Raw genomic sequence first — 21,945 nt, forward strand, 5'->3', positions numbered from 1 at the left:
ACGACCGGGGTACATTCGCGCGCGCCTACTGCCGCCGGGCGCTTTCCTGCGCCCGGCGGCGCCGTGTCGGTGGTCCTCACCGCCGATGGCCGCTCCCTGCCCTCCGTGCCGTCCTGGCTGGGGCCGCCACCGTTCCCTGGCGGCTGGCCCGATGCTGTCCGTTCCTGCAGTTCAGCCGCATCCACGCATGGCGTGGATCAACTACCGGCCACGTTCGCAGCATTGTGTGCCGACCAAGGTCGGCATCTACCGGGATCGCTCGATGCCTAGCGGCGCTGTGTGCCCTCGTCGCGACTCGCCTGCGGGAACTGGAAGGCACTGTTGGCGTCGTAACCACTGTTGGCGGTGTTGCCAGGTGCCGGCGGCTTGATGCTGCTGGTGCCGCTGCCGAAGCCCAGGATCTGCACGCTGATCACCGACGGCTGGTTGCGCCGTGCATCGTCCTGGCTCTTGCGCATCACGTCCTGTGCCGCCTGGCTGGCGCTGTTGGCTGCGGCACTGGCCGCGGCCAGCGCATTGACGTTGACCGATGCCAGCACCGGCAGGCCCTTGCTCTCGCCCTGCACCTGGATGTTGGCCGCGTTGAGCACCTGCAGTGCGGCCAGGTTGATGTTGCCGGAGACGCGGATACCGGCCTCGCCCGCATCGATGGTGCCCAGCGGAGCGATCAGGTCGACGTCGCCCGGCGGCACTTCGGCGATGGGGTTCAAGGTGGCGATGCCAGCACCGCTGGCCGGGGCCTGCGGCGACAGAATCACATTGCCCCAGCCGTCATAGACACGGCGCGGTGGCGTGTACAGCAAGGTCGTGCGCGAACCACGACCGGCATTGATGTCACCCTGCTCCGACCACGCAAGGATGTCGCCGCCGAAGGTGGTCATCACCCGCGACAGGCCCAGCAGCACACTGTCCTGGCTGAACAGCCGGACGTCGCCTTGCCCTTGGGTCACCAGTCCGGCACTGGCCGGGGGCACCACACCCTGCACACCGATCACGATCTGCCCACCCGGTGCCATCAGCTCGATGTTGCCGCCCGCTTCGGTACGCACGCCGGAGCTACCGTACATCACGATATCGCCGGTACGGTCGATCGTCGCACCGGTCGCAGCCTTGTCTGGCATCAGCGTGGCGATGGCCTCGCGCCCACGCAGGTAGGAGCCGAAGCGGGGCCCTTCTGCATCGGTATATTCCCGTCCACCTTCGCGCAGCTCGGCGTAATAGACCTGGCGCAGGAAGATGTGCTGCTGTTCCTGCGGCAGCGCGTCGAACGCGGCCAGCGCCCCGTCGCCTTCGGCAATCATGCCGAAGCGTTGCTGCAGCCACTGCTTCAGCTCCTGGTCGTACACCTTGACTGCCTTGCCCGGCTGCGACGCCAGCGATTGCGCCGGATCGGCAAGGTTGGCGGGATCCAGATAGCGTGCACGCAGGGCCGCGAAATCGATCTGCTGGTTGCCGGCCGTCAGCGCGATGCTGGCGCCGGCACGGGTGTCGCCCTGCACGATGCCACCGAGGCTGACGATGCTGCCCGCATCCTCCTGGCGCAGCTGGCGGCCGGCACTGATCTCGGTGTTGCCGGGGCCGGCGACGGTCGCGTTCAGATGCACGATGTCGCGGCCCGCCGCCACCACCGTGATGTCGGTGGGCGCGCTGTTCAACGCGGTCATCGACGCCCCGAGGATGTCCCGGCCTGCCCGCAGTTGCACGGCGCCGGCGGCCTCGAACCAGTTCAACTGCGTGCGCTGCCCCGCGTTGGGATCCAGCGTGCGCCGGGCGCCGCTGGCCAGACCAATGATGTCGCCCTGCACCGCGTAGAAGCGGCTCGGCGCCAGTGCCACAGACACAGTGGACAGCGGAGTATTGGGACCGAATGCGAACAGCGGAAGCGACGCTTCTGGCGAGGCGGTATTGCCATCGACCGAAAGGTTGTGCCGCGAGCGGATCACATTGCCGCCGGAATCCCCCTGCTGGGCCAGGAATGCGGGGTCGAAGGGTCCCGGCAGCCGCGCGTCCGCACCCGAGCGCGCGATCTGGGTCGCGCCACGCTGGGCGAGGATGCTGCCACCGGCCAGGACGTCCAACCGTCCCGTTGCTGAGGGTGCCAGCAGGATCACATCCTGCGTCCCCGGCGTGACGCTGATCCGGTCCAGCTTGATGTCGCCCTGCGCAGCAATGGCGCTGAAGCGCGAAGGATAGAGCCAGTAATTCAGCAGATCATCACCGCCACGCACAACAAGCTGGACCTGCTCGCGCCACAGATTGCTGCCGGTCACGTTATCCGGCCCGGCGAGGCCTGGCGCGAGGTCACCACCGGCACTGAACAGATCCACGGCCGTGTTGGCCGTCCACAGGGAGAACCACGTGCTGCCTGCAGCGTGCGCGCCATCGTCCTGCAGCACCGCGCTGTAGTTGGCCAGCGGAACCCGGCCTGCATCGGCGACCCCGCCGAGCACCACATCGCCCCGTGCCTGCAGCTGCGCGCCCGCATCGCCCAGCACCAGCACCGGTCCGCCCATCGCGCGGGCGGCGTCGGGCGCAAACAGGTCTGCGGCGCGCTGCTGACCCAGCGTCGCGTAGCTTTCCAGGGTGACGCCCATTGCACCGATGCGCCCGGCATCGAGCTGCAGGCTGCCACGCAGATTGGTCAGGGTACCGTTGAGGTCGAGATTCTGTCCCGCCCTGGAGGGATTGAGGCTGGAGATCGTCGCCTGCAGGTTCGGATTCAGTGCGCCACCGATGCGCAACCGCAGGTCGCCGCCGCCGGTCAGGTGCAGCTGGCCATCGCTGACCCGGCCGGTCGATCCCACCGCCGCGATGATCGCGCCCGAGCGCGGTGCGCTCAGCGAGCCCAGCGCGTCGCCCATCGGATCGCGGACGCCGGCATTGCGCCCGGCCTCAAGCGTCAGGTCGCCGCCGCCCAAGGTGCCGAAGCCGGTGAAGCCGACCATCCGTGGAGAGCTGCCAGCGGCAGCGGAAACGTTGGTGTAGGTACCGAAATTCACCCACCAGCTGGTCGGCACCGGCTCCACCCCAGCCGTGCCGCCGGTGCCCTGGCGCCACAGCCAGTTGCCGACCGCGGCACTGGAGTACAGCGCCCAGTCGCGCTCACTGCTGCCCGACTCTGCGCGCGCGGTCCAGGCGTCGCCGACGATATCGCGCCCGGCTTCGACGCGCAGATTGCCACCACGATCCGGATACCAGGCCTGGTAGCCTGCCATCGCAGCGTCATAGCGGCCCGGCACCAGGTTCGGCCCCAGCAGTGCGGTGTTCCAAGGGGCCGCTGCACGGGGCGAATTGAAGGCAGCGTCGCGGCCCCCACCCAGCGCGGTGGGAGTGCCGGCGGTGTAGACACCGAAGCCCGACTTCATCACGACGTCACCGGCAGCGAGCAGCTCCATGTCACCCTTGCCGGTGCGCAGTACGCTCCACGCCGGCGTGCCCGCACGCTTGCCGTAAGTGGTCACTTCGGTCTGCGTGCCGCCGCCGGCGCAGTAGGTGGGCGCGGTACTGCAGAACTCGTCTTCGGTCATGCCGAACATCGCGGCGAAGTCCTTCGCAGGGGTGCCCACGTAGGACTCGTCGCCCCAGTAATCCAGCGAGCCCTGCGCGGCCACCTGGCGGGGGGCCGGGCCGCAGTAGTCGGCCGACATCGCGCAGAACTCGTCTTCGGTGAAGCCGAACATGTCGGCCAGCTCTGCGATCGGGCGGCCCGCATAGGAGGTGTCGCCGATCCAGTCCAGCGATGCCCGCTCGGTCAGCGCGCGATCCCCCACCCAGATGATTTCCGTCTTGACCGTGCCGATCGAGCCCTGGTGGGTATCGGCCAGCACCACGCTGCCTTCGCTGCCCCAGCGCCGGCTGCGTGGATCGGCCGCCCCGGCATCGGCACCGGCGACCACGGTCAGGTCCCAGGAGGTGGTGCCCTCGGCCAGCATCGGCGCCAGCGCCCAGTTGCGCCCCTGGTTGCCATCGGCATCGGCCGGCCGCAGATTCACCGGCGCGTCGCCGGGCAGCTCCACCTTGGTCAACGAGGGAATGTACGCGCCCACCTTGAGCGCGACTTCGCGTGCCAGGCGCAGCGCAACCGGCAGCACCGCGCCGGCGGGCCACTCCTGTGCCGCTACCTGCACCGCACTGCGCAGGCGGAAGCCCGCCCCCAGCCGCGCACCGGCCGCCAGCATCAGCGGCTCCTGCAGCACGGTGCCCGCGGCCAGCGTCTGCCCGGAGTCGGTGGTCACCGCCGCACCCAGCACCGTACCCGCAGGCAGGCGCAGGGTCTGCGAGATCACCATCGGCGCGGGCAGCACGGTGCCGACCGGAAGCGTTACCGATTCGACCGGCACGTCATAGTTCAGGCGGGTGCCGGCCTGGAACTCGGTGCCGGGCTGCAGCTTCACTCCTTCCACCGGCACCACCAGCCCGCCGCCAAAGGGGGTGTGCCCCGCGCTGCCATTGCGCCCCTCATACAGCTGCCAGCCACCCTCATCCGGCGTGGACGGCGGCGGTGCGAACCCATCGTTGATGCTGCCGTAGACGTTGATGTTGCCTTCGGCCCTCAGCACCAGCGAGGCCGATTCGCCGAAGCCACGCCGCGATGGATCGGCGCGGTCTGCATCGGGGCCGTAACGGTAGCCGGACAGATCGATGTCGCCAGCGATGGTCAGGTCGCCCTCCGGGTTGGCGTCGCTGCGCCGCGCCAGCACCTGCACGCCGGGACGAAGGCGGACATCGCCCAGCGCCCTCGTGCGCTGCTGCAGGTCCGCGTTGCCCAGCGCACCATCGATCCAGGCCACGCTGTGCGGATCGACCACCTGGTCCAGCCACTGCTGGGTGACCAGTTGCGCGCGGTTGCCGCGCACATCGGCGGTGCTGGCCAGGGGCGCATCGTCGTAGCGGCGGACACCATTGAGCTGGATGTCGGCCGCGCCATCGATGCGCAGGCCATTGGCCGCGGCAATCGCCGCGTCGTTGCTGCCCACCCGCGGCACATCGATCTTCAGCGAGCCCCGCGCCATGCCGTCGTTCTGTCCAGGGCCGTCACCGACGGCAACGTCGCTGCCAGCACGCAGGTCCAGGTGCGCCGCGCTGCCCAGACCAACGGCGCCCTCGGCGCTGCCCAGCGTGATGGTGGCCCGGTTCGGACTGTCGATGATCTTGCCATGGCTGTCCACGCGCAGGCCGGTACCGTGCGCGTCCAGCGTGCCGTCCACCTGCAACTGATCGCGGGCGTACAGGCGGATGCTGCCGACCTGCTCGCCGCTGGCATCGATGCGGCCGGCCACGGTCAGGCTGCCCGCGTCGACACTGATGTCGACCCGGCGCGCCTTCACTTCGTCGCCGATCCGCAGATCGCCTTCACCGATCTGGAAGCTGCGGCCGCCGCCGACACCGCCGGCGGTCAATCGCTGGTTGAGGCCGGTGAAGTCCTGCAGCTGGCGTGCCCGCACCAAAAGTTCACCACCATCGTAGGGCACCAGCGTGCCACCGGCGTCGTAGCGGCCACTGGCGGCGCCCTGCAGATCACCGGCCAGATCCGCTCGGCCGGCCATTGCGGTGACCGTCATGCGCCCGCCGCGGTTGTTGCGGGCGGAAACATCGATGCGAGAGGCAACATCGGTGCGGATGTCCCCCGTGTCGCTGGACAGCAGGACATCACCGCCCCAGCTGAACTTGTCCACGTCGTACAGCGAGACCTTGCGCCCGGCCAGATCCAGCGCCGCCCGGCTCCCAAGCGTGATGCCCTCGCGCGCGTTCGCAGACAGCCGTCCTGATGCCAGCGCGATCGTGCTGTCCAGCGCGATCCGGGTGGCGTCGATGCTCAGCTCACTGCCCAGTGCATCGCCACCGGCCTTGCCGGTGCCCCCGCGCAGGCGGAAGTCGCCCCCGGTGCGCACGCGCAGCTGCGCGGCGGGATCGGCGGTCAACAGCGGTGTATCGATACCCAGGCTGCCTCCGCTGTACTGCCAGCCCTTGTCGGCCAGATAGTCGCCGCGCTGCTGGAACACGTCCAGCGTACCCTGCGCGGAGAACGACAGCTGCTCCGAAGCACTCAGGTTCAGCGCACTGAATCCGAGTACCTGCCGGTTCGCAGGGACTTCAGAGCTGGGACGGCTGAACGGCGCACGCCCCAGCTGCAGCTGGCGGGTGACGATGTCCAGCTGCCCGGCGCCGAGCCGGTCCACCATCGGATCGGCCGGCGGCACCGACGCGTCGCTGCCCGGCGCCTGGCTCGCCGCCAGTGAGCCGTCCCAGACCAGCGTGTCCACCAGGATGCGCGCGCGGTCGGTCGCCGCACCGTAGCCGCGGATGGCCTGCGCACCGAGCACAAGCGTCTGCAGGCCACTGCGGCCGGTGGCACTGTCGCGCGCGTCCATGTCGACGCTGCCGAACACGTTGACAGACTCCCGAGCGACCAGGCTCAGCGTGTCCAGCGCCGGCGCGCCGGTCGCATCATTGCCGCGCAGCAGTTGCTGCAGCACGGACTGGTTCATGGTCATGCCACTGGGCAGCGCCCCTGCCGCAGCGGCCTGTGCGATCGCTTCGGCACTGCCGAGGTTCAGCGCCGCCATGCTCAGGCCGAGCTGACGGGTGCCATAGCTGGCCGAGTCGCGCATCTGCAGCGTGCCATCGGTCGCTACCGCGATGCTGCCATCGGAAACCAGCCGGGCCTGGCCGTCGCACGCCACCTGGCACCCCCCGATGTCGATCGCCACCGGACCGGCCTCGACGCCGGTGGTGCCGCTGATCAGGTTCAGGCGCCGGTTGGACACCGCCAGCAGGCCGCCGGCGACCTGGTAAGGCAGCGTCGCGCTGGCGTCCGCATTGGCGGACGCGAACGGCAGCGTATCGAGGGTCGCGCCGGCCTCGACCAGGATGCCGCTGCCACCGGAGGCCGCTGCCACCAGCACTTCCGGTGCGTTCAGGGTGACACCGGAACGCACCGCCACACTGCGCGCCTGGCCGGTCACCGCCACCTGCGAGGCCTCCTGGTTGAACTGCCCGCCGATCATCATCCGCGCCGGCAGGAAGGCATTGAGCGCGTCGTCGCTGAAGGTAGCGCCGCGATCACGCGCCTGCGATTGCGCACTGCCATCGACGATCTCCAGCGAACCGACCGCCGGGCTGGCCAACGTGGCCGTCAGCGTGCCGCCGCGCCCCTTGTCGGTAGCGGCGTCGAACCGCGCGGTGCCGGCGAAGCGGATGGCAGGCGTTGCCGCACGACCTGCACCTTCGCCCAGCGAAAGGGTCAACCCGAGCGCATCGACGGTCTGCCAGCCACGCGACTCGCCGCGGCGGTCGGCCACCGATTGCGCGAAGCTGTTGTAGGAGGTTTCGTTGTAGCCCGAGTGTCGGCGCACCACTGCGGCGGGCGTCAGCAGGATGTCGGTGAGCAACGGCGAGATTGCCGCGCCCAGCGCCGTACGCTGCTGCCCGGACACACGCCAGGTGCCGGTGCCGGTCGCAATCGGTTGCACGATGCCGGAGGTGCCGGTGGCGCCCAGCTCCACCCGGAATGCACCGGGCTGCAGCGCATAGCTTGCCGGCATCAGCGTGTAGGTGCCGGCCGCCAGCCCGGGCACGCCAGCCGGCACGGTGATCTGCTGGCCCACTGCCGGTGCTGCGAACCCTTCTTCGCCGCTGGGGGCGAACGCCCCGGCGCGTCCCGGCACGATCGCATACACCGGGTTGCCCGACGCACTGAATTCATAGCGCGGATTGGCGTCGGCCAACGCCGTGCGCAGCACGTCGACGGAGCCACCGCGTCCTGACACAAAGGCGGCACCGGTCAACTCACCACCGCCGGACATGTCCAGCAGGGCCCCCGGCGCCACCTCGATCTCATTCGCCTTCAGGGTCACCCCCATCGAGGAGATGCCGGCCGGCGTCAGCGAACCCAGGCTGCGCGTACCGACCCGCCAGTCGACACCATCGACGGTGCCACCATAGGGCAGCGACAGGCCGGCGCCACTGGTCGAGGTTACGCTGCCTGGCAGCAGTTCCACCCGGCTGCCGACGGTTCCGTTCTGGATCAGGCCACCCAGCTGCAGCGTGCCCATCGGCGCCTGTACGTTGCCGCCCTGCTGCACCGTGGCGGCCACCAAGCGAAGCGTGCCCAGCGCCGATTCCGGCGCCGGCTTCGTGGCCGCACCGGTGCCGTGGATGCGCAGCACGGCATCCGGGTCGGCCCAGTAATCAGCGGTCTGCACGGTCTGCGCCGACGCGCCGGCCACCAGCGTGCCGACCGCGCCTGTCGTGGGGTACAGGCGCGCAGCGGTCACGTCCATCGAACCAGCCGTCATCAACGCGCTGGTGTTGCCACTGCTGGCAATGCCGTTGGTCAGGCGAACGTCACTGCGGCTTTCCAGCGCCACGTGCTTGAATCCCGGCAGCCAGGTGACGTCGCGGATGTCGATCAGCTCGGCCTGCACGGCCAGCGCGTGATCTTCCGGCCCGGCCGAAGCGACCGCGGCGGTGCCCTGCAGGTTCTCGCCCGCCAGCTGGCCCCAGCGCGCCTGCGCCAGGCGGACGTAGGGCGCACTCAGCCGCAACGCCGACGACGGCCCGTCATCCACGGCCATGCCAAGGCTCGAAGGGCCCTGGCCGTGGATGCGCAGGCTCTGGGCCAGGCGCAGGTCGACATCGCCGACCGCGCGGATGTCACCGAACACGGACAGGTTGTCGAAGCCGCCCGCCTGCAGCTGCTCGACCGACAACGCGGCGTGGCCATATTCCAATGCGGCCGGCAGCGGCTGCGCCGGTGCGCTGTGCTGGCTGAGGCTGATCGCACGCGCCCGCAGCACCTCCTCGCTGGCGCCACGTGCATGGATGCTGCCGCCGAAGGCCAGCCCCAGCGTGCCGCCGCGTGCACCGGCACCACCGGCGGCCGCGTCCATCCCGCCCTCCAGATACAGCGCATTGGCCGAGCGCAGCACGATCTGCCCGCCGTCGCTGTCCACGCGCACACGGCCCTGGCCGTCGACATCCAGCTCGGCCGACGCACCCCGCGCCTGCAGGCGCGCACCGCGTTCGACCACCACGAAGGCTTCCGGTGGTCGGTTGTCGACGAATGCTGTGGTCTCCCAGTCCAGCGCCCCGCCAATCTCGATGCGTCCGCCCGCGCGCACCTGCCCGCGCAGACGGCCGCTGGCATCGGGCAGCGAAATCGCGTCTGCATCGGCATCCAGCAGCGCGCCTTCGGCGAAACGCCAGGTGCGTTCGGTGCGCTGCCCGGCGTACAGCGCATTTTCCGGACGCACATCGTCGATCACGATGCGGCCGCCCTTCGCACGCAGCGTACCTTCAACATCGATGTTGCCTGCACCCAGCAGCGAGATCGTCTGCCCTGGATCGACCGCCACCAGTGCATCCTTGCCGACCCGCAGGTCGCCGCCCACGCTGTTGCGGTCCGAACGCAGGCTGATGCTCGCACCCGCGCGCTGGCTGACGCGCCCGCTCGACGGATCAGCGCTGTACAGCGGCGCATCCCACGCCACCAGTGCGGACGCCCGATCGGTTGCCATCTGCGCGTCCTGGGTCATGCGCAGGCCTGGCAGGGCAGCGATCAGCCGCGCGCCATCGGCCACCTCCACGCCGTGGTGGCCATTGATGTCGTACTGCGCGAAGCCACTGCCGAACAGGCCGGGGTCCAGTCGCAGCGACGCGCCCGCCAGGTCGGCATCGCCCACCCGAACGTGGCCACCGGTTCCCAGCGAGAAGGAACCGCTGCCCTGACCTCGGCCGCTGAACCGGCTCCCCTCACCCAGTTGCACCCGGCCACTGCCGTCGGTCGTAACCGCGCTGCTGTTGGCCTGCAGGCTGACGCTGCCCCCTTTGCCGACGCGGCCCTTGCCGCGCAGGTCCAACGCGGCGCCGGCCTCGACCTCCACCGTTGCCTCGGCGCCCACGACCACGTCGTGACTGTTGCTCAGGCTCAGGCGGCCGCCATCCGTCCAGGCACCGCTGGCATCGAGCGGTATCGCCACTGACGCGTTGCTCCATTCGCCGGAGAGATCGATCCGCGTGCCGTCGGCAATGGCGGTGCGGGCGCGGCCATCGTGCAGCAGCGCCGTCGGCCGGCCCTGGACATCCAGCAGGTTGCCCGCCGACAGCTGGCCGCCGGCAATGCCGATGTCGCCTGCCAGTTCCACCTCGCTGCCGGTCAGGTTGAGCTGTCCGCCTGCCTGAAGCCGAAGGCTGCCATCGATGCGGATGCGATCGGCGGTCGCCAGGTCGATCCGTCCCCACTGCTGGGCACTCAGCGCTGCGATATCCAGCCACACCGTGTCACGCCGCTCCTCGTTGACCGGAGCCGCCAGCGACCACGCCGTCTTCGTCGGAGCCTTGTCACCCAGGCGCACATCCGAGCCGAACACACCACTGCGGCCCTGGCCGTCGTAGCGCCCCAGGTACAGCTGCGCATTGCGCGCGACCGCCGTCTGCGCCTGTGCATAGCCGTCCAGCGCGGCCTCCGGCCTGCGGTTCTGCTGCGCGCCCTGGAAGGTGGCAGTCTCAACCTTTCCATCCAGCACCGCGGTCGGTGCGGAGACGATCAGCCGTCCTGCATCGCGGCCGACCGTGTACCCGTTATCGACCCGCTGCGCTGCGAATACGATCGGATCACGGAAGGTCTCGGTGATGCCCCAGCGTTCCTGCTTCACCTCATGGCCGCTGTACAGGCCATCGAACAGCATCTCCGCCGGCGCCTCATCAAGGCGGTAGACCTGGCCATCAACGCCGCGCACCCAGCTCTGCCGGACCACGCCGCTCTGCACATCCAGGCTGCCGCCGGCAAGGTTGATGCGTGAGCCCCCCTGCGTGATCACTTCCCTGCCGCCCAGCAGGACGGTGCCTCCCTGCGCAGCCCATTCGCCGATCGAGTGCCCCTGGTTGTCGAGGTAGCCCCCCACTTCCAGCAGGCCGCCTGCGGCGTACCAGCGCTCACCCTCGTAGCCCCCGGTACCGGCCGGAACGTGGACCAGCCTGCGGCGGTCGACCCAGACTTCGCTGCTGGTCAGCTTGCCGCTGTCGCGGTTGTCCAGGGCATCGCGCAGTTCGTTGCCCTGCACCTTGATCTGGACATTGTTGCTCTCCATCGACACCTGCACGCCCACTGCGCCGGACACGTCCACGCGCGCGGCATCGTCCACGTAGCTACGGGCCGCCGCATCGGCGATGATCTGGCCGCCCGTGGCGACCGTCAGCGAATCCGCGCTGAAATGGATGTTGCCACCCGAGACGATCTCCACCCGCGACTGGTCCCGGCGATCATTGTGCTGGGACAGATTGTCGAAGGTTGCCGAACGCGCGCCAGCGCGGATCGCGTCCTGCTCGGCCGATTCCTTGATTAGGGCGTCGCGCTGCGTATCCAGCACCGTGGTCTTGCCATCGTCCTCGATCAGCACCGCCGTGGTGGCTCCGTCAGCAAGCGTGACGCTGCTGCCGGCATCACTGGCCGAGGCCAGAAGATGCACGGTGCCGCGCTGTGCAAGCGTGGTGCTGGCCACGGCCACACCGGCCTGCTCGACGCTGCGCCCGGCCAGCGTCACGTCACCCTCGAGCGCCCGCAGCAGGCCGGTGTTGCGCACGCTGCCAGCCGTGCTGCCAGCGATGAAGCGCGGCGCGATTTCATTGCCCCGGGTGGTGGAGCTGGTGTTGGTGACCGTACCCACGCCGCGCCGGATCACGAAACTGTCTCCTGCAGCGAGCTGCACCTGGCCCTTGCGCGCCTCGATATGGCCAGCATTCTCCACGCTGTGCCCGGCCAGCAGCACGTAGCCACCGCCGCGCGTCGCACTGGTCGGCTCATGGGTCGCGATGCGGGCGCCCTGCTCCACCGCCACCTTGCCGAATGCATCGCTGAGCGCGCTGCTGCTGGCGTCGGGGCTGTACAGGCCATTGTCGCGGAACTGCGCATCGCTGATCCGTGCTGCAGCCGCCAGCAGATTGCGGACATTGACCTGGCTGTTGTTGCCGAACACCACCCCGTTGCGGTTGGCCACGAACACCGTGCCGTTGGCCTTCAGCTGGCCCAGGATCTGGCTGGGCCGCGCCCGCGGATCGTTGACGCGGTTCAGTACTGCCCAGTCAGGGCTCTGCAGGAAGTTCAGCGTGGTGTTGCCGCCGATGTTGAAGGTCTCCCAGTTCAGGATCGCCTTGTCCGCGGTCTGCTCGACCGTGACCTGCACCCGCCCGTCGCTGCCCTGCGACTGGATCGCCTCGCGCGCGTTGAGCCAGCCACGGGTCAGCGGGTTCTGGTCGACGCTCAGGCCGTCCTTGCCGAGGCCATCGGCAACGATGAAGCCAGCCTCGCGGCGCGCCTGCCGCGCCTGTTCCTGCAGTCGCTGCTGCAGGGCAATCGCCTGCGCCGCCGTGCCGAGATTGTCGATCGACTGCTGCAACTTCTGCCGTGCTGCATCCTGCTGCTGGGCCGGCAACTGGAACTGGATCGGCACGCCGTTGGGCATCCGGCCACTCTGTGCCGCGCTGCCCTGGGCCGCGCCCCGTTCGGCGAACCAGCCCGGGCTGAACGCCTGCTGCGCCTGGCTGGCCGGGGCCACCATGCTCCCCAGTGCGACCGCGATGGCCCACGCCATCGGATGATTGCGGCGCATCAACGCGGCCGGACGAACAACGGACGGGAGCGGGTGCGACATCGGAACCTCATCAACCTGGTGGGCCGCGGCTGCGGTGGCGATCGGGGAGGCACGCGCAACGCATGCCCTGCCACTGATAGACGGGTGACGCCACACGAAGCCGACAGCGAAACGCTGCAACGGTGGCACCGTCGCGGAAATGGCGACGCCGGCCCAGAGGCCGGCGTCGCGTCAAGCAGGATTCAACCGGTGCTGCGGATTACAGCGGACGACCGATGCCGGCGCAGGTGCTGGGGTTGTTCAGGCCGGCAGTGCTGCTGGCCAGCACGAAGCGGTTGCGGATCGCATCGCGCCAGGCCTTGGTCAGCGGGATGAAGCCGTGGTCGGTGATCGACTTCTCATACGCGACGGTGTAGGTCGCCGGATAGTGGCGGGCCAGGAAGCCGCGCAGGCTGGTGGCGACGCTCGAATCCTTGTAGCACTGGCCGATCACCAGGTTGGTGTAGCCGGCGATCGGATAGCCAGCCGACGGGTTGCCGAACACCGGCACCCAGTTGGCGGGGTTCTCAGCATCGGTGCCGGTCGGCGGAGCGACGGTGTCCAGGGTGGCCTGCACGCTCACCTGGTCCGGCGAGAACCCCTTGACCTTGGCGACCTTGGTCGCATCGGTCAGGCTCGGGATCACGTCCGGCCCGACGTAGCCGATACGGCCTTCAGCAGCGTAGACAGTGTTGTACAGCGAGGTGCCACCGGTGGTCGGGGCGGCCACCAGGAACGCCGGCAGGTTGCCGTTGACGTCGCGCTTGTACAGGTCGGCGAAGGTCGACTTGATGGCGAACTTGCCGCCCACCAGCTTCGAGGTTTCAGCGTTCTCAGCGGCACAGGCCGCGGTCAGGAAGCGGCTGAACATTTCGCTGGTGCCGCTGCTTTCCGGACGGTACACGACCTGGATCGGGCCGCTACGGTTGGCATCGATGGTCGACCAGTCGCTGATCGCACCCGAGAACACGCCGCAGATCTGCGCCACGCTCAGGTCCACCGCCGAACCGGCCTTGTTGAACGGAATGGTGACCGAGGTGGCCACCGACGGCACCTGGATCAGCGCGCCGTAGCGGTTGGCGTTGGTCGGCTGGTTGAAGTTGGTGGTGTAGTTGCTCAGCTCGGTGCTGCTCAGCACCGAATCGCTGCCGGCGAAATGCACGGTGCCGGTGGTCGAGAACAGCGCCGAGTTGTTTTCCAGGAACGCCTTCTTGCCGGTGCCCGAACCGGTCACGGCGTAGGTGAAGTTCGCCGGCAGGATGCTGTCGGCCGAACCCTTGTAGAGGTCGGCCGGCAGCGAGGCACCGCCGCCGGTAACGGTCTGCGCCGAGGCGGCGCCCACGGTAGCGAGCAGCGCGGTGGCAACCAGCGCGGCCAGGGTCTTGTACTTGTTCATGATCTTCTCCTGAAGGGTTTACTGCGAAGGGAAACACCAAGGGAGGAACGGTCACTACACGCCTGCTGCCGCCGAGGGCCTCCCAGCCCACTCTGCGGCGACGTGTCCATGCTGGTCCGCGCCGATGACAGGCCGCTTAAGAAACCTGTGGAAGATCGGAAAAAGGTGTGGAGGATTGTGTGGAGAATCGAAGACGCCGACCGGGCAGAGTCGACTGTTGGTCGACTGGCGCGCGAAGCGCTGGTCCTGTCGAAGTGCGCTTGAGAAGCAGTCGACGGACAGTCGACTCTACCCGTGATGCGCGTTGCGCATCACTGCACCAGCTGGTTCATTTCCATGATCGGCATCAGTACCGCCAGCACGATCGTCAGCACCACGCCGCCCATCACCAGGATCATGGTCGGCTCCAGCAACGCAGTCAGTGCCATCGCGCGACGCTCGATCTCGCGCGAGATGGTCTGTGCGGCGCGATCCAGCAGCGGCGCCAGCGAACCGGTCTTCTCGCCACTGGCCACCAGGTGCACCAGGATCGGCGGATACACCTTCTGCACCTTCAGCGCAGAACCAAGCGCGGCACCTTCGCGCACACGCGCGGACACGTCATGGGCACAGCGCGCCAGCAACGCATTGCCCAGGGTCTGCCGGGCAGCTTCAAGCGCACGCAGCAGCGGCACACCCGCATCCAGCAGGATCGCCAGTGTCGAGGCGAAGCGCGCACTGTTCACACCCAGCACGAAACGCCCGACCATCGGCACCCGCAGCAGCATCGCGTCCCAGCGCAGGCGCAACCCGGGCTTGCGCAGGGCCAACCGCCAGGCCACCACCAGCGCAGCGATGCCGAGCCCCACCCACATGCCCCAGCTGCGTACGAACGCGCTGGCGGCCAGCATCACCTGGGTCAGCATCGGCAGCGTCTGCCGCGCCTGCACGAACGCGGTCACCACCTGCGGCACCACGTAGCTGAGCAGGAAGATCACGATCGCCACCGACACCAGGCTGATCGCCGCCGGGTAGATGAAGGCGGTCAGTACCTTGGCCTGCAGCGCATTGCGTTCCTCGATGTAGTCGGCCAGGCGCTCCATCACCCGCGCCAGATCGCCGGAATCCTCACCTGCCCCCACCAGCGCACGATAGATCGGTGGAAAATCGCGTGGCCGCGCTGCCAGCGCCACGGTCAGGCGCTGGCCGGCACGCACGTCGGCGCGTACCGCGGTGAGCGCCTGGGCCACGTGCGGGCGTTCGGCCTGCTCGATCACCGCACTCAAGGCGCCTTCCAACGGCAGGCTGGCCGCCAGCAGGCTGGCCAGCTGGCGGGTGGCCCAGGCCAACTCGCTGGCGGACAACCGCCGAGCAGCCCAGCCACTGCCGGCATTGCGCGCCGCGCTCACCTGTACTGGGGTCAGCCCGCGCCCACGCAGCAGCTGGCGCGCACCGCGCGGGCTGTCGGCATCCACCTGGCCCTTCTCGATGCGGCCCTGCGCGTTGGCAGCCTGATAGTCGAACAGTGCCATGCAGGCCTCAATCGTCGCCGGTGACGCGCAGGATCTCTTCCAGCGTGGTCACCCCGCTGTCGACCCAGCGCTGGCCGTCCTGCCGCAGGGTCCGCATGCCGGCCCGCCGGGCCGCCTCGCGTAGCGCAGGCTCACCCTGCCCTTCATGGATCAGTGCGCGCACGCGGTCGTCCACCACAAACAGTTCATGGATGCCGGTGCGTCCCCGATAGCCACTGTTGGCACAGGCCGTGCAACCCACTGCGCGCCATACGGTTCGGCCTTCGCCGTTCACCTCGGCACGCCGGCACTGCGTGCACAGCCGCCGCACCAACCGCTGCGCCAGCACGCCGCGCAACGACGACGCCAGCAGAAATGGCTCCACGCCCATGTCGGCCAGGCGGGTCACCGCCGAGATCGCATCGTTGGTGTGCAGCGAAGCCAGCACACCGTGTCCGGTCAGCGACGACTGCACGGCGATCTGTGCGGTCTCCAGGTCGCGGATCTCGCCGATCATGATGGTGTCCGGGTCCTGGCGCAGGATCGCGCGAAGGGCGGTGCCAAAGCTCATGCCGATGCGCGCGTTGACCTGGATCTGGCCGATGCCGGCAAAGTCGTACTCCACCGGGTCTTCCACGGTGAGGATGTTGCTGGTGCTGCTGTCGAGCTGGCCCAGCGCGGCGTACAGCGACGTGGTCTTGCCGCTGCCGGTCGGCCCGGTCACCAGCACGATCCCATGCGGCTGCCGGATCAGCCCGGTGAATGTGGCCAGGGTGTCATCGGCCATGCCCAGGCGCTGCAGCTGCAGGCGGCCGGCATCCTTTTCCAGCAATCGCAGCACGGCGCGCTCGCCATGCCCGGTCGGTACAGTGGAAACACGGATGTCCAGCGGCCGCCCGCCCACGCGGATCGCAATGCGCCCATCCTGTGGCAACCGCTTCTCGGCGATGTCCAGGTGGGCCATGATCTTGATGCGCGACACCAGCGCTGCGTGCAGTGCGCGCCGAGGCTGCACCATGTCGCGCAGCGTGCCGTCCACCCGGTAGCGCACCACCGAATGGGTCTCGAACGGCTCGATATGCAGATCGCTGGCACCGTCGCGTGCAGCCTGTGCCAGCAGCGCATTGATCATGCGGATCACCGGCGCATCGTCCTGCGCATCCAGCAGGTCGGTGACCTCCGGCATGTCCTGCATCAACCGGTCCAGATCGACTTCACTCTCGGCGGCCCCCACCACGGCAGCAGCATCGCCGCCGTCACGGTACTGCTCGCCCAAGCGCTGCTGCCAGGCTGCCGCATCCAGCATCCGGAACGGAAGCGGGCCATGCCGCCGGCGCAGCTCGGCCACGGCCCACGCTGCCGTGTCGGCCGTGCCGAGCAGCACCGGCTCGCCTCCGGCTTCGGACAGCATCACGCCGTGGCTGCGCACCCATGCGTACGGCAGCGGCATAACGGCGCTCACGGCCCGATTACCAGTTCCGGCGTATAGCCCAGCCCGCGCAGCTGCTGCAATGCCGGATCCAACTTCACCGGATCACGCGGCAGACGCACGCGCAGGCGTTGCCCACTCCCGCCCGGCGTTGCCTCCGCGTAGGCCTGCAGGCCCAGTGCCCGCACCTGCGCCACAGCCCGGCTGGCACGCGCCGGGCCCAGTCCCTGTGCGAACTGCACCAGCTGGGCGTCGCCCTCGCCTGGCGGATACAACGCTGCAAGGCTGGTGTTCTGCGACGGCTGGCCCTGGCCATCGCGCGCATTGCCCTGGCCGAGCACAGCCAGGTCCTGCGGCGGCAGCTGCGGTGCCGACAGTGCCGGCAACGCCCAGCTCTGCACGGGCTGTGCACCGGCCTGCGCATTGCGCATGTAGTCGTAGCGGTCGCGGGTCAAACGCTGGCCAGCGGCGGGGTCGCGCACCACGTGCGGGCGCAGGAACACCATCAGGTTGGTCTTGGAACGCTTGCGCGTATCACTGCGGAACAGCGCCCCCAGCACCGGGATCCTGCCCAGCCCCGGCACGGCGTCACGGCCGTGGCTGACGTTGTCCTCCAGCAGGCCACCGAGCACCATGATCTGGCCATCGTCCAGCAGTACGCTGGTATCCAGCGCACGCTTGTTGGTGATGATGCCGGCAGCACTGTTGGCACTCTGCGCGTCGATGCTGCTGACTTCCTGATAGATGTCCAGCTTCACCGTGCCACCCTCGGAGATCTGCGGGCGCACCCGCAGCTTCAGGCCCACGTCTTCGCGCACGATGGTCTGGAACGGGTTGTTGCTGCCGCCGCCACCGTCGGTCACGTAGCGGCCACTGACGAACGGCACGGTCTGGCCGACCATGATGCTGGCTGCCTCGTTGTCCAGCGTCATCAGATTCGGCGTCGACAGGATGTTGGCGCCGCCCTTGCTCTGCAGCGCAGTAGCCAGCGCCTTCATGTTGAGGATCTGGCCGACGCCGGGAAGGTTGATGGTGCCATCGATCACGCCGATCTTCAGGCCATCCTTGGGCAGCACGTCCAGCGTGGTGCGCGCGGCGGTGTTCAGGCCACTGCCGCCGGTGGCGCCACCGAAGTGGGTGCCGCCAAAGGTGCGGCCATTGCCCAGCATCCACTGCACGCCCAGCTCGGCCGCGTCGGTCTGGTTGACCTCCACGATCAGGCTTTCCACCAGCACCTGCGCACGGCGCTGGTCGAGCTGGTCGATCACCCGCCGCAGGTTGCGGTACACCGGCTCAGGCGCAGAGATCAGCAGGGTGTTGGTGGCCACGTCCGCCTGTACCGAAATGCCGTTCTGGCTGAAGCCGGTGCTTCCTGCATCGATCGGGTCACGGCGGCTCGGGTCCAGCCGCTGCGATTCCAGCGCATTGCCTCCGGGCTTGGCCTGCTGCGGCTGCGACGGCTGGGTGGGCGTGGAACGGTTGGCATCACCCGGCAGCGGCGTGATGCCTTCGTTGCTGCCCATTGCCGGTGCATCGCTCTGTCCGGCCACCACGCCACGCAGCACACCGGCCAGCTGGTTGGCCTGGGCATTGCGCAGGTAGACCACGTGCAGGTTGCCGGACTCATCCTGGGCGCGGTCCAGCTTCTCCACCAGCTGCCGCGCCAGGCGGGTGCGACCGGGGCTGCCCGAGCGCAGCAGCACGCTGTTGCTGCGCGGGTCGGCCATCACCACCACCTTCTGGCTCGGCTCGGCGCCCTGCGCATCCAGCAGCGGCGCGACCATCGCCGCTACATCAACGGCAATGCCCTGCTGCAGCTTCACCACATCGGTGTCCATGCCGGCCGGCGTGTCGACGCTGGCGATCACCCGCGCGATGCGCTCCAGGTTGTCGGCGTAGTCAGTGATCACCAGGGTGTTGTTGCCTGGATTGGCGGTGATCGGATTGTCCGGGCTGATCATTGGCCGCAGCACAGCCACCAGCGCCGCCGCATTCTCATAGCGCAGCGCAAACGTACGTGTGGCGATCTCGCCCCCTGCACCACCGCTACCCACCCGGCCACCGAGCAGCTTGGCATCGGCCTGCGGCACCACCCGGCTGACGCCGCCGTTCTCGACCACGGCGAAGCCACGCATGCGCAGTGCGCCCAGCAGCAGCTGGTAGGCCTGGGTACGGCTGACCGGGCCATCGGAGACCACCGTCATCTTGCCGGTCACGCGTGGGTCGACCAGGAACTGGCGCCCGGTGAAGCGCGCCGCCATGCGCAGCACGCCCCCGATATCGGTATCCACCAGGTTCAGCTGCACCGGCTCATCGCCTGTGTCCTGCGCCGCCACCGGCGCCGGCACGTGGGCCACGCCCACGATCAGGGCCAATGCGGCACTGCAGGCAAGGCTGCGCATCGCCCTCATGGATGGGCACCCGCAGGGGCCACCATCACGATGTGTCCTGAAATCCGTGCCGCCGGCATGTTCGCATCCCCTGTGCGTGTCAATTGCAGCTGCTGCAGCTCGATGGCCGGGTCGGCCAGCAGCGGCAGCAGCCAGTTCCATAGCGCATCGGCAGGTACGGCCCGTACCTGCAGGTGCCAGCGCCCGTCGCGCGCTTCGATATGCAGGCCGCCAGCCAGACCGGCGGCCTTGATCTGGTCACGCAGCCCGGCCAGGGTCGGATGCTGGCCCTGCGCCAGCTGCTGGCGCTCACGGGCGCGCAGCAGCGGTGCCAGTGCGCGCTGCTGCGCCTGCAGCCGTGGGAGTTCGGCCTGCCAGTGCGTGCGCTGCTTCAGCAAGGGCTCCAGCCATAACGACCACAGGCCCGCCACCAGCAGCGCCACCACCATCACCCACAGCATCAGCCGGTCGCGCGGTGGCAGGCCTTGCCAGCGCTGCTGCAGGCCCGCCAGCCCCTCGCCCAGCCGCAGGGTTCGGGTCGTCACTGTCCCGCTCCGCTCACCCGCAGGCGTCCACCGGCATCGCGCGCCAGCTGCAGCCCCTGCGCCTGCACCGCTTGCTGCCAGTGCTCAAGCCGCTGTGGATCGTCGGCCAATGCCTGGGCATCAGCGTCCAGCTCCAGGTACACCTGCCCGGGTTGGTAGTGCAGGCTGTGCACCTGCCCCGCCAGCTCCGGAACCGCGTGCAGCGTGCTGGCGACCTGACGCTGCAGCGCCGGCAACGGCGGCGCTGGCGGCGGAACCGCAAGCGCTCGCCTTGCCTGCAACACCGGGTCCACCACATCGGTGATCTCCGGAAAGCGTGCGCTGAACTGCCGTGCCATGTCCTGCTGCAGCGCCTCACCCTCGATCCGCCAACGCGAGACCTGCCACTGCAGGCCAAGTGCAGCCAGCAGCACCGCCGCCAGTGCCAGGCCGATCGCCAGTCGCGGCGCTTGACGGCCTGCGCCGGGCAGCGGCAATGACCAACCCGGCAAGGGGCCACAGGCCTGCCGTTCATGCGCGACGGCGGTGGCCGGCAGGCTGTCCGGCCACGTCGGCGGCACACTATCGATCCACTGCACGGCCTGCACGCCGGCCTGTCGCAGGCGGGTGGCCAACGCCTGCATCACCGCAGACGCATCACGTCCGCCATACCATTGGACAAGTCCCCGATCGCGCCCGCTGCGCACCAGCAGATGCTCGCCGCTGACCTGCAGCGTGGCGTGGCCGTCCTGCCAAGGCAGCAGCAGTGGCGTCGGATACAACGCCTGCAGCTGCAGCGCACACGAGGCCAGCAGCTGCTGCGCCTGCGCGATGGCCTGCTGGCCGAGCCAGGCCACCGGAACCGTACCGTCTGCCGCCTGCGCACCGTGGGCCAGCGCCACCTCCAGCAGATCATCCAGCAGCATGGCCTCCACCTCGCCCTGCAACGCCGCCTGCAGGCGGCGCCCGGACAGCGGCGGCAGCTGCAGTTCCAGCAGGATCAGGTCGTTCGGATCAAGGCAGGCATGCACCGTGGCCCGCGGATGCCGCAGGCCCAGCGCCGCCAGCGTGTCGCGGCCGTGGGCGAGCACCTCGCCCTTGTGCAGCTGCGCCCAGTCCACCGCGCTGTCAGCGCGCAGGTGCGCCAGCGCCGGCAGGCGCACCCGAAGCTGCACGGTCATGCGCCGATCCTCGTCCACACCCGTTGTACACGCACCCCGTCGTCGCGGTACTCGCGCCAGAGCAGCGCGCGGAAGTCAACCGCGCTGCCGTCGGCCTGCACCCGGCCGACGGCCAGGAACCACTCGCTATGGATACCCAGCGGAAGCACGGCCATCTGTTCGTTGCTCAGTTGGAGTCGGTTGGCGATGTCACCGCGGTTGAGCAGCCAGTGGCCGGCGTCGCGCTCAGCGAGCAGCGCCTGCAGCCTTGCCGGTTCCACCGCAGGCGTCACCGCCTGCAGGACGCCCAGGTCGCAGGTGTTGGCGTTGACCAGGGTCTGCGCGGGCAACACCACTGTGCGCCGCGCCAGCGCCTGCAACGCCACCGGGTCGGCGCCGGCGAGCGCCTGTTCGATCAGTGATTCGCGCGGCAGCGGCGCCTGCGCCGGCATATCGCCGTCGCGCAGGCGCGCCTGGATGTGATCCACCGCGGATGCGCAGGTGCCCTGGTCCAGCCCCTGCCCGGCACACAACGCGACGAACGCGCCCCGCGCCTCGGGGTCCGGCCTGCCATGCGCCAGCAGGTTGCGCAGGTTGAACATCGACTGCGCATCGACCAGCTGCACCTGCACCGGCAACGGCGCCTGCAGTTCCAACGGGCGCGCCCAGCGCCCGCTGCGCACCGTGGTCAGCTGTTCCGTGACATCCTCACGCAGCTGCTGCGCCGCACGCTCCAGCGTGGCATCCACCGCCATGCGTACCTGTGCGCGCAACTGGTCGCCGCGCAGCGCACGCAACTGCGCCGACTGCCGGGTCAGCAGCGCAGTGGCAATCACGGCCACCAATGCCACCACCAGCAAGGCGACGATCACGGCCACGCCACGCTGGCGGATGCACGAGACCGAACGGGTCCGGGCTGCCATCAGC

At 69.2% G+C, this 21,945-nt stretch carries 8 protein-coding genes; all 8 read right to left on the reverse strand.

Annotated features, from left to right (window positions below):
• Window positions 1–266: 266 nt before the first annotated feature.
• Window positions 267–12,650, reverse strand: a complete 12,384-nt coding sequence (locus AC5P66_RS17325) for a filamentous hemagglutinin family protein (protein WP_495216521.1) — start codon at window positions 12,648–12,650, stop codon at window positions 267–269.
• Window positions 12,651–12,849: 199 nt separating this feature from the next.
• The gene (locus AC5P66_RS17330) at window positions 12,850–14,025 is read right to left on the reverse strand and encodes a substrate-binding domain-containing protein (RefSeq protein ID WP_263467714.1); all 1,176 of its coding nucleotides are present in this window, start codon (window positions 14,023–14,025) and stop codon (window positions 12,850–12,852) included.
• 311 nt (window positions 14,026–14,336) lie between these two features.
• The gene (gene gspF, locus AC5P66_RS17335; RefSeq protein ID WP_049413921.1) at window positions 14,337–15,536 is read right to left on the reverse strand and encodes a type II secretion system inner membrane protein GspF; all 1,200 of its coding nucleotides are present in this window, start codon (window positions 15,534–15,536) and stop codon (window positions 14,337–14,339) included.
• 7 nt (window positions 15,537–15,543) lie between these two features.
• Entirely contained in the window at window positions 15,544–16,977 is a 1,434-nt protein-coding gene (gspE, locus tag AC5P66_RS17340) for a type II secretion system ATPase GspE (RefSeq protein ID WP_049413923.1), read from the reverse strand.
• Window positions 16,974–19,355: a type II secretion system secretin GspD gene (gene gspD, locus AC5P66_RS17345; protein WP_495216522.1), complete on the reverse strand. Its 2,382-nt coding sequence runs from the start codon at window positions 19,353–19,355 to the stop codon at window positions 16,974–16,976. The genes gspE and gspD overlap by 4 nt, the downstream gene beginning before the upstream one ends.
• Window positions 19,352–19,879: a type II secretion system protein M gene (locus AC5P66_RS17350; protein ID WP_495216523.1), complete on the reverse strand. Its 528-nt coding sequence runs from the start codon at window positions 19,877–19,879 to the stop codon at window positions 19,352–19,354. The genes gspD and AC5P66_RS17350 overlap by 4 nt, the downstream gene beginning before the upstream one ends.
• Window positions 19,876–21,039: a type II secretion system protein GspL gene (gene gspL / locus AC5P66_RS17355; RefSeq protein ID WP_495216524.1), complete on the reverse strand. Its 1,164-nt coding sequence runs from the start codon at window positions 21,037–21,039 to the stop codon at window positions 19,876–19,878. The genes AC5P66_RS17350 and gspL overlap by 4 nt, the downstream gene beginning before the upstream one ends.
• Window positions 21,036–21,941 (reverse strand): type II secretion system minor pseudopilin GspK, encoded by a 906-nt coding sequence (gspK, locus tag AC5P66_RS17360; RefSeq protein ID WP_495216525.1) that lies wholly within the window; start codon window positions 21,939–21,941, stop codon window positions 21,036–21,038. Before gspK ends, gspL begins: the two co-directional genes overlap by 4 nt.
• Window positions 21,942–21,945: the final 4 nt, after the last annotated feature.

The organism is Stenotrophomonas sp. YJH_SMC_122 (assembly GCF_059369535.1).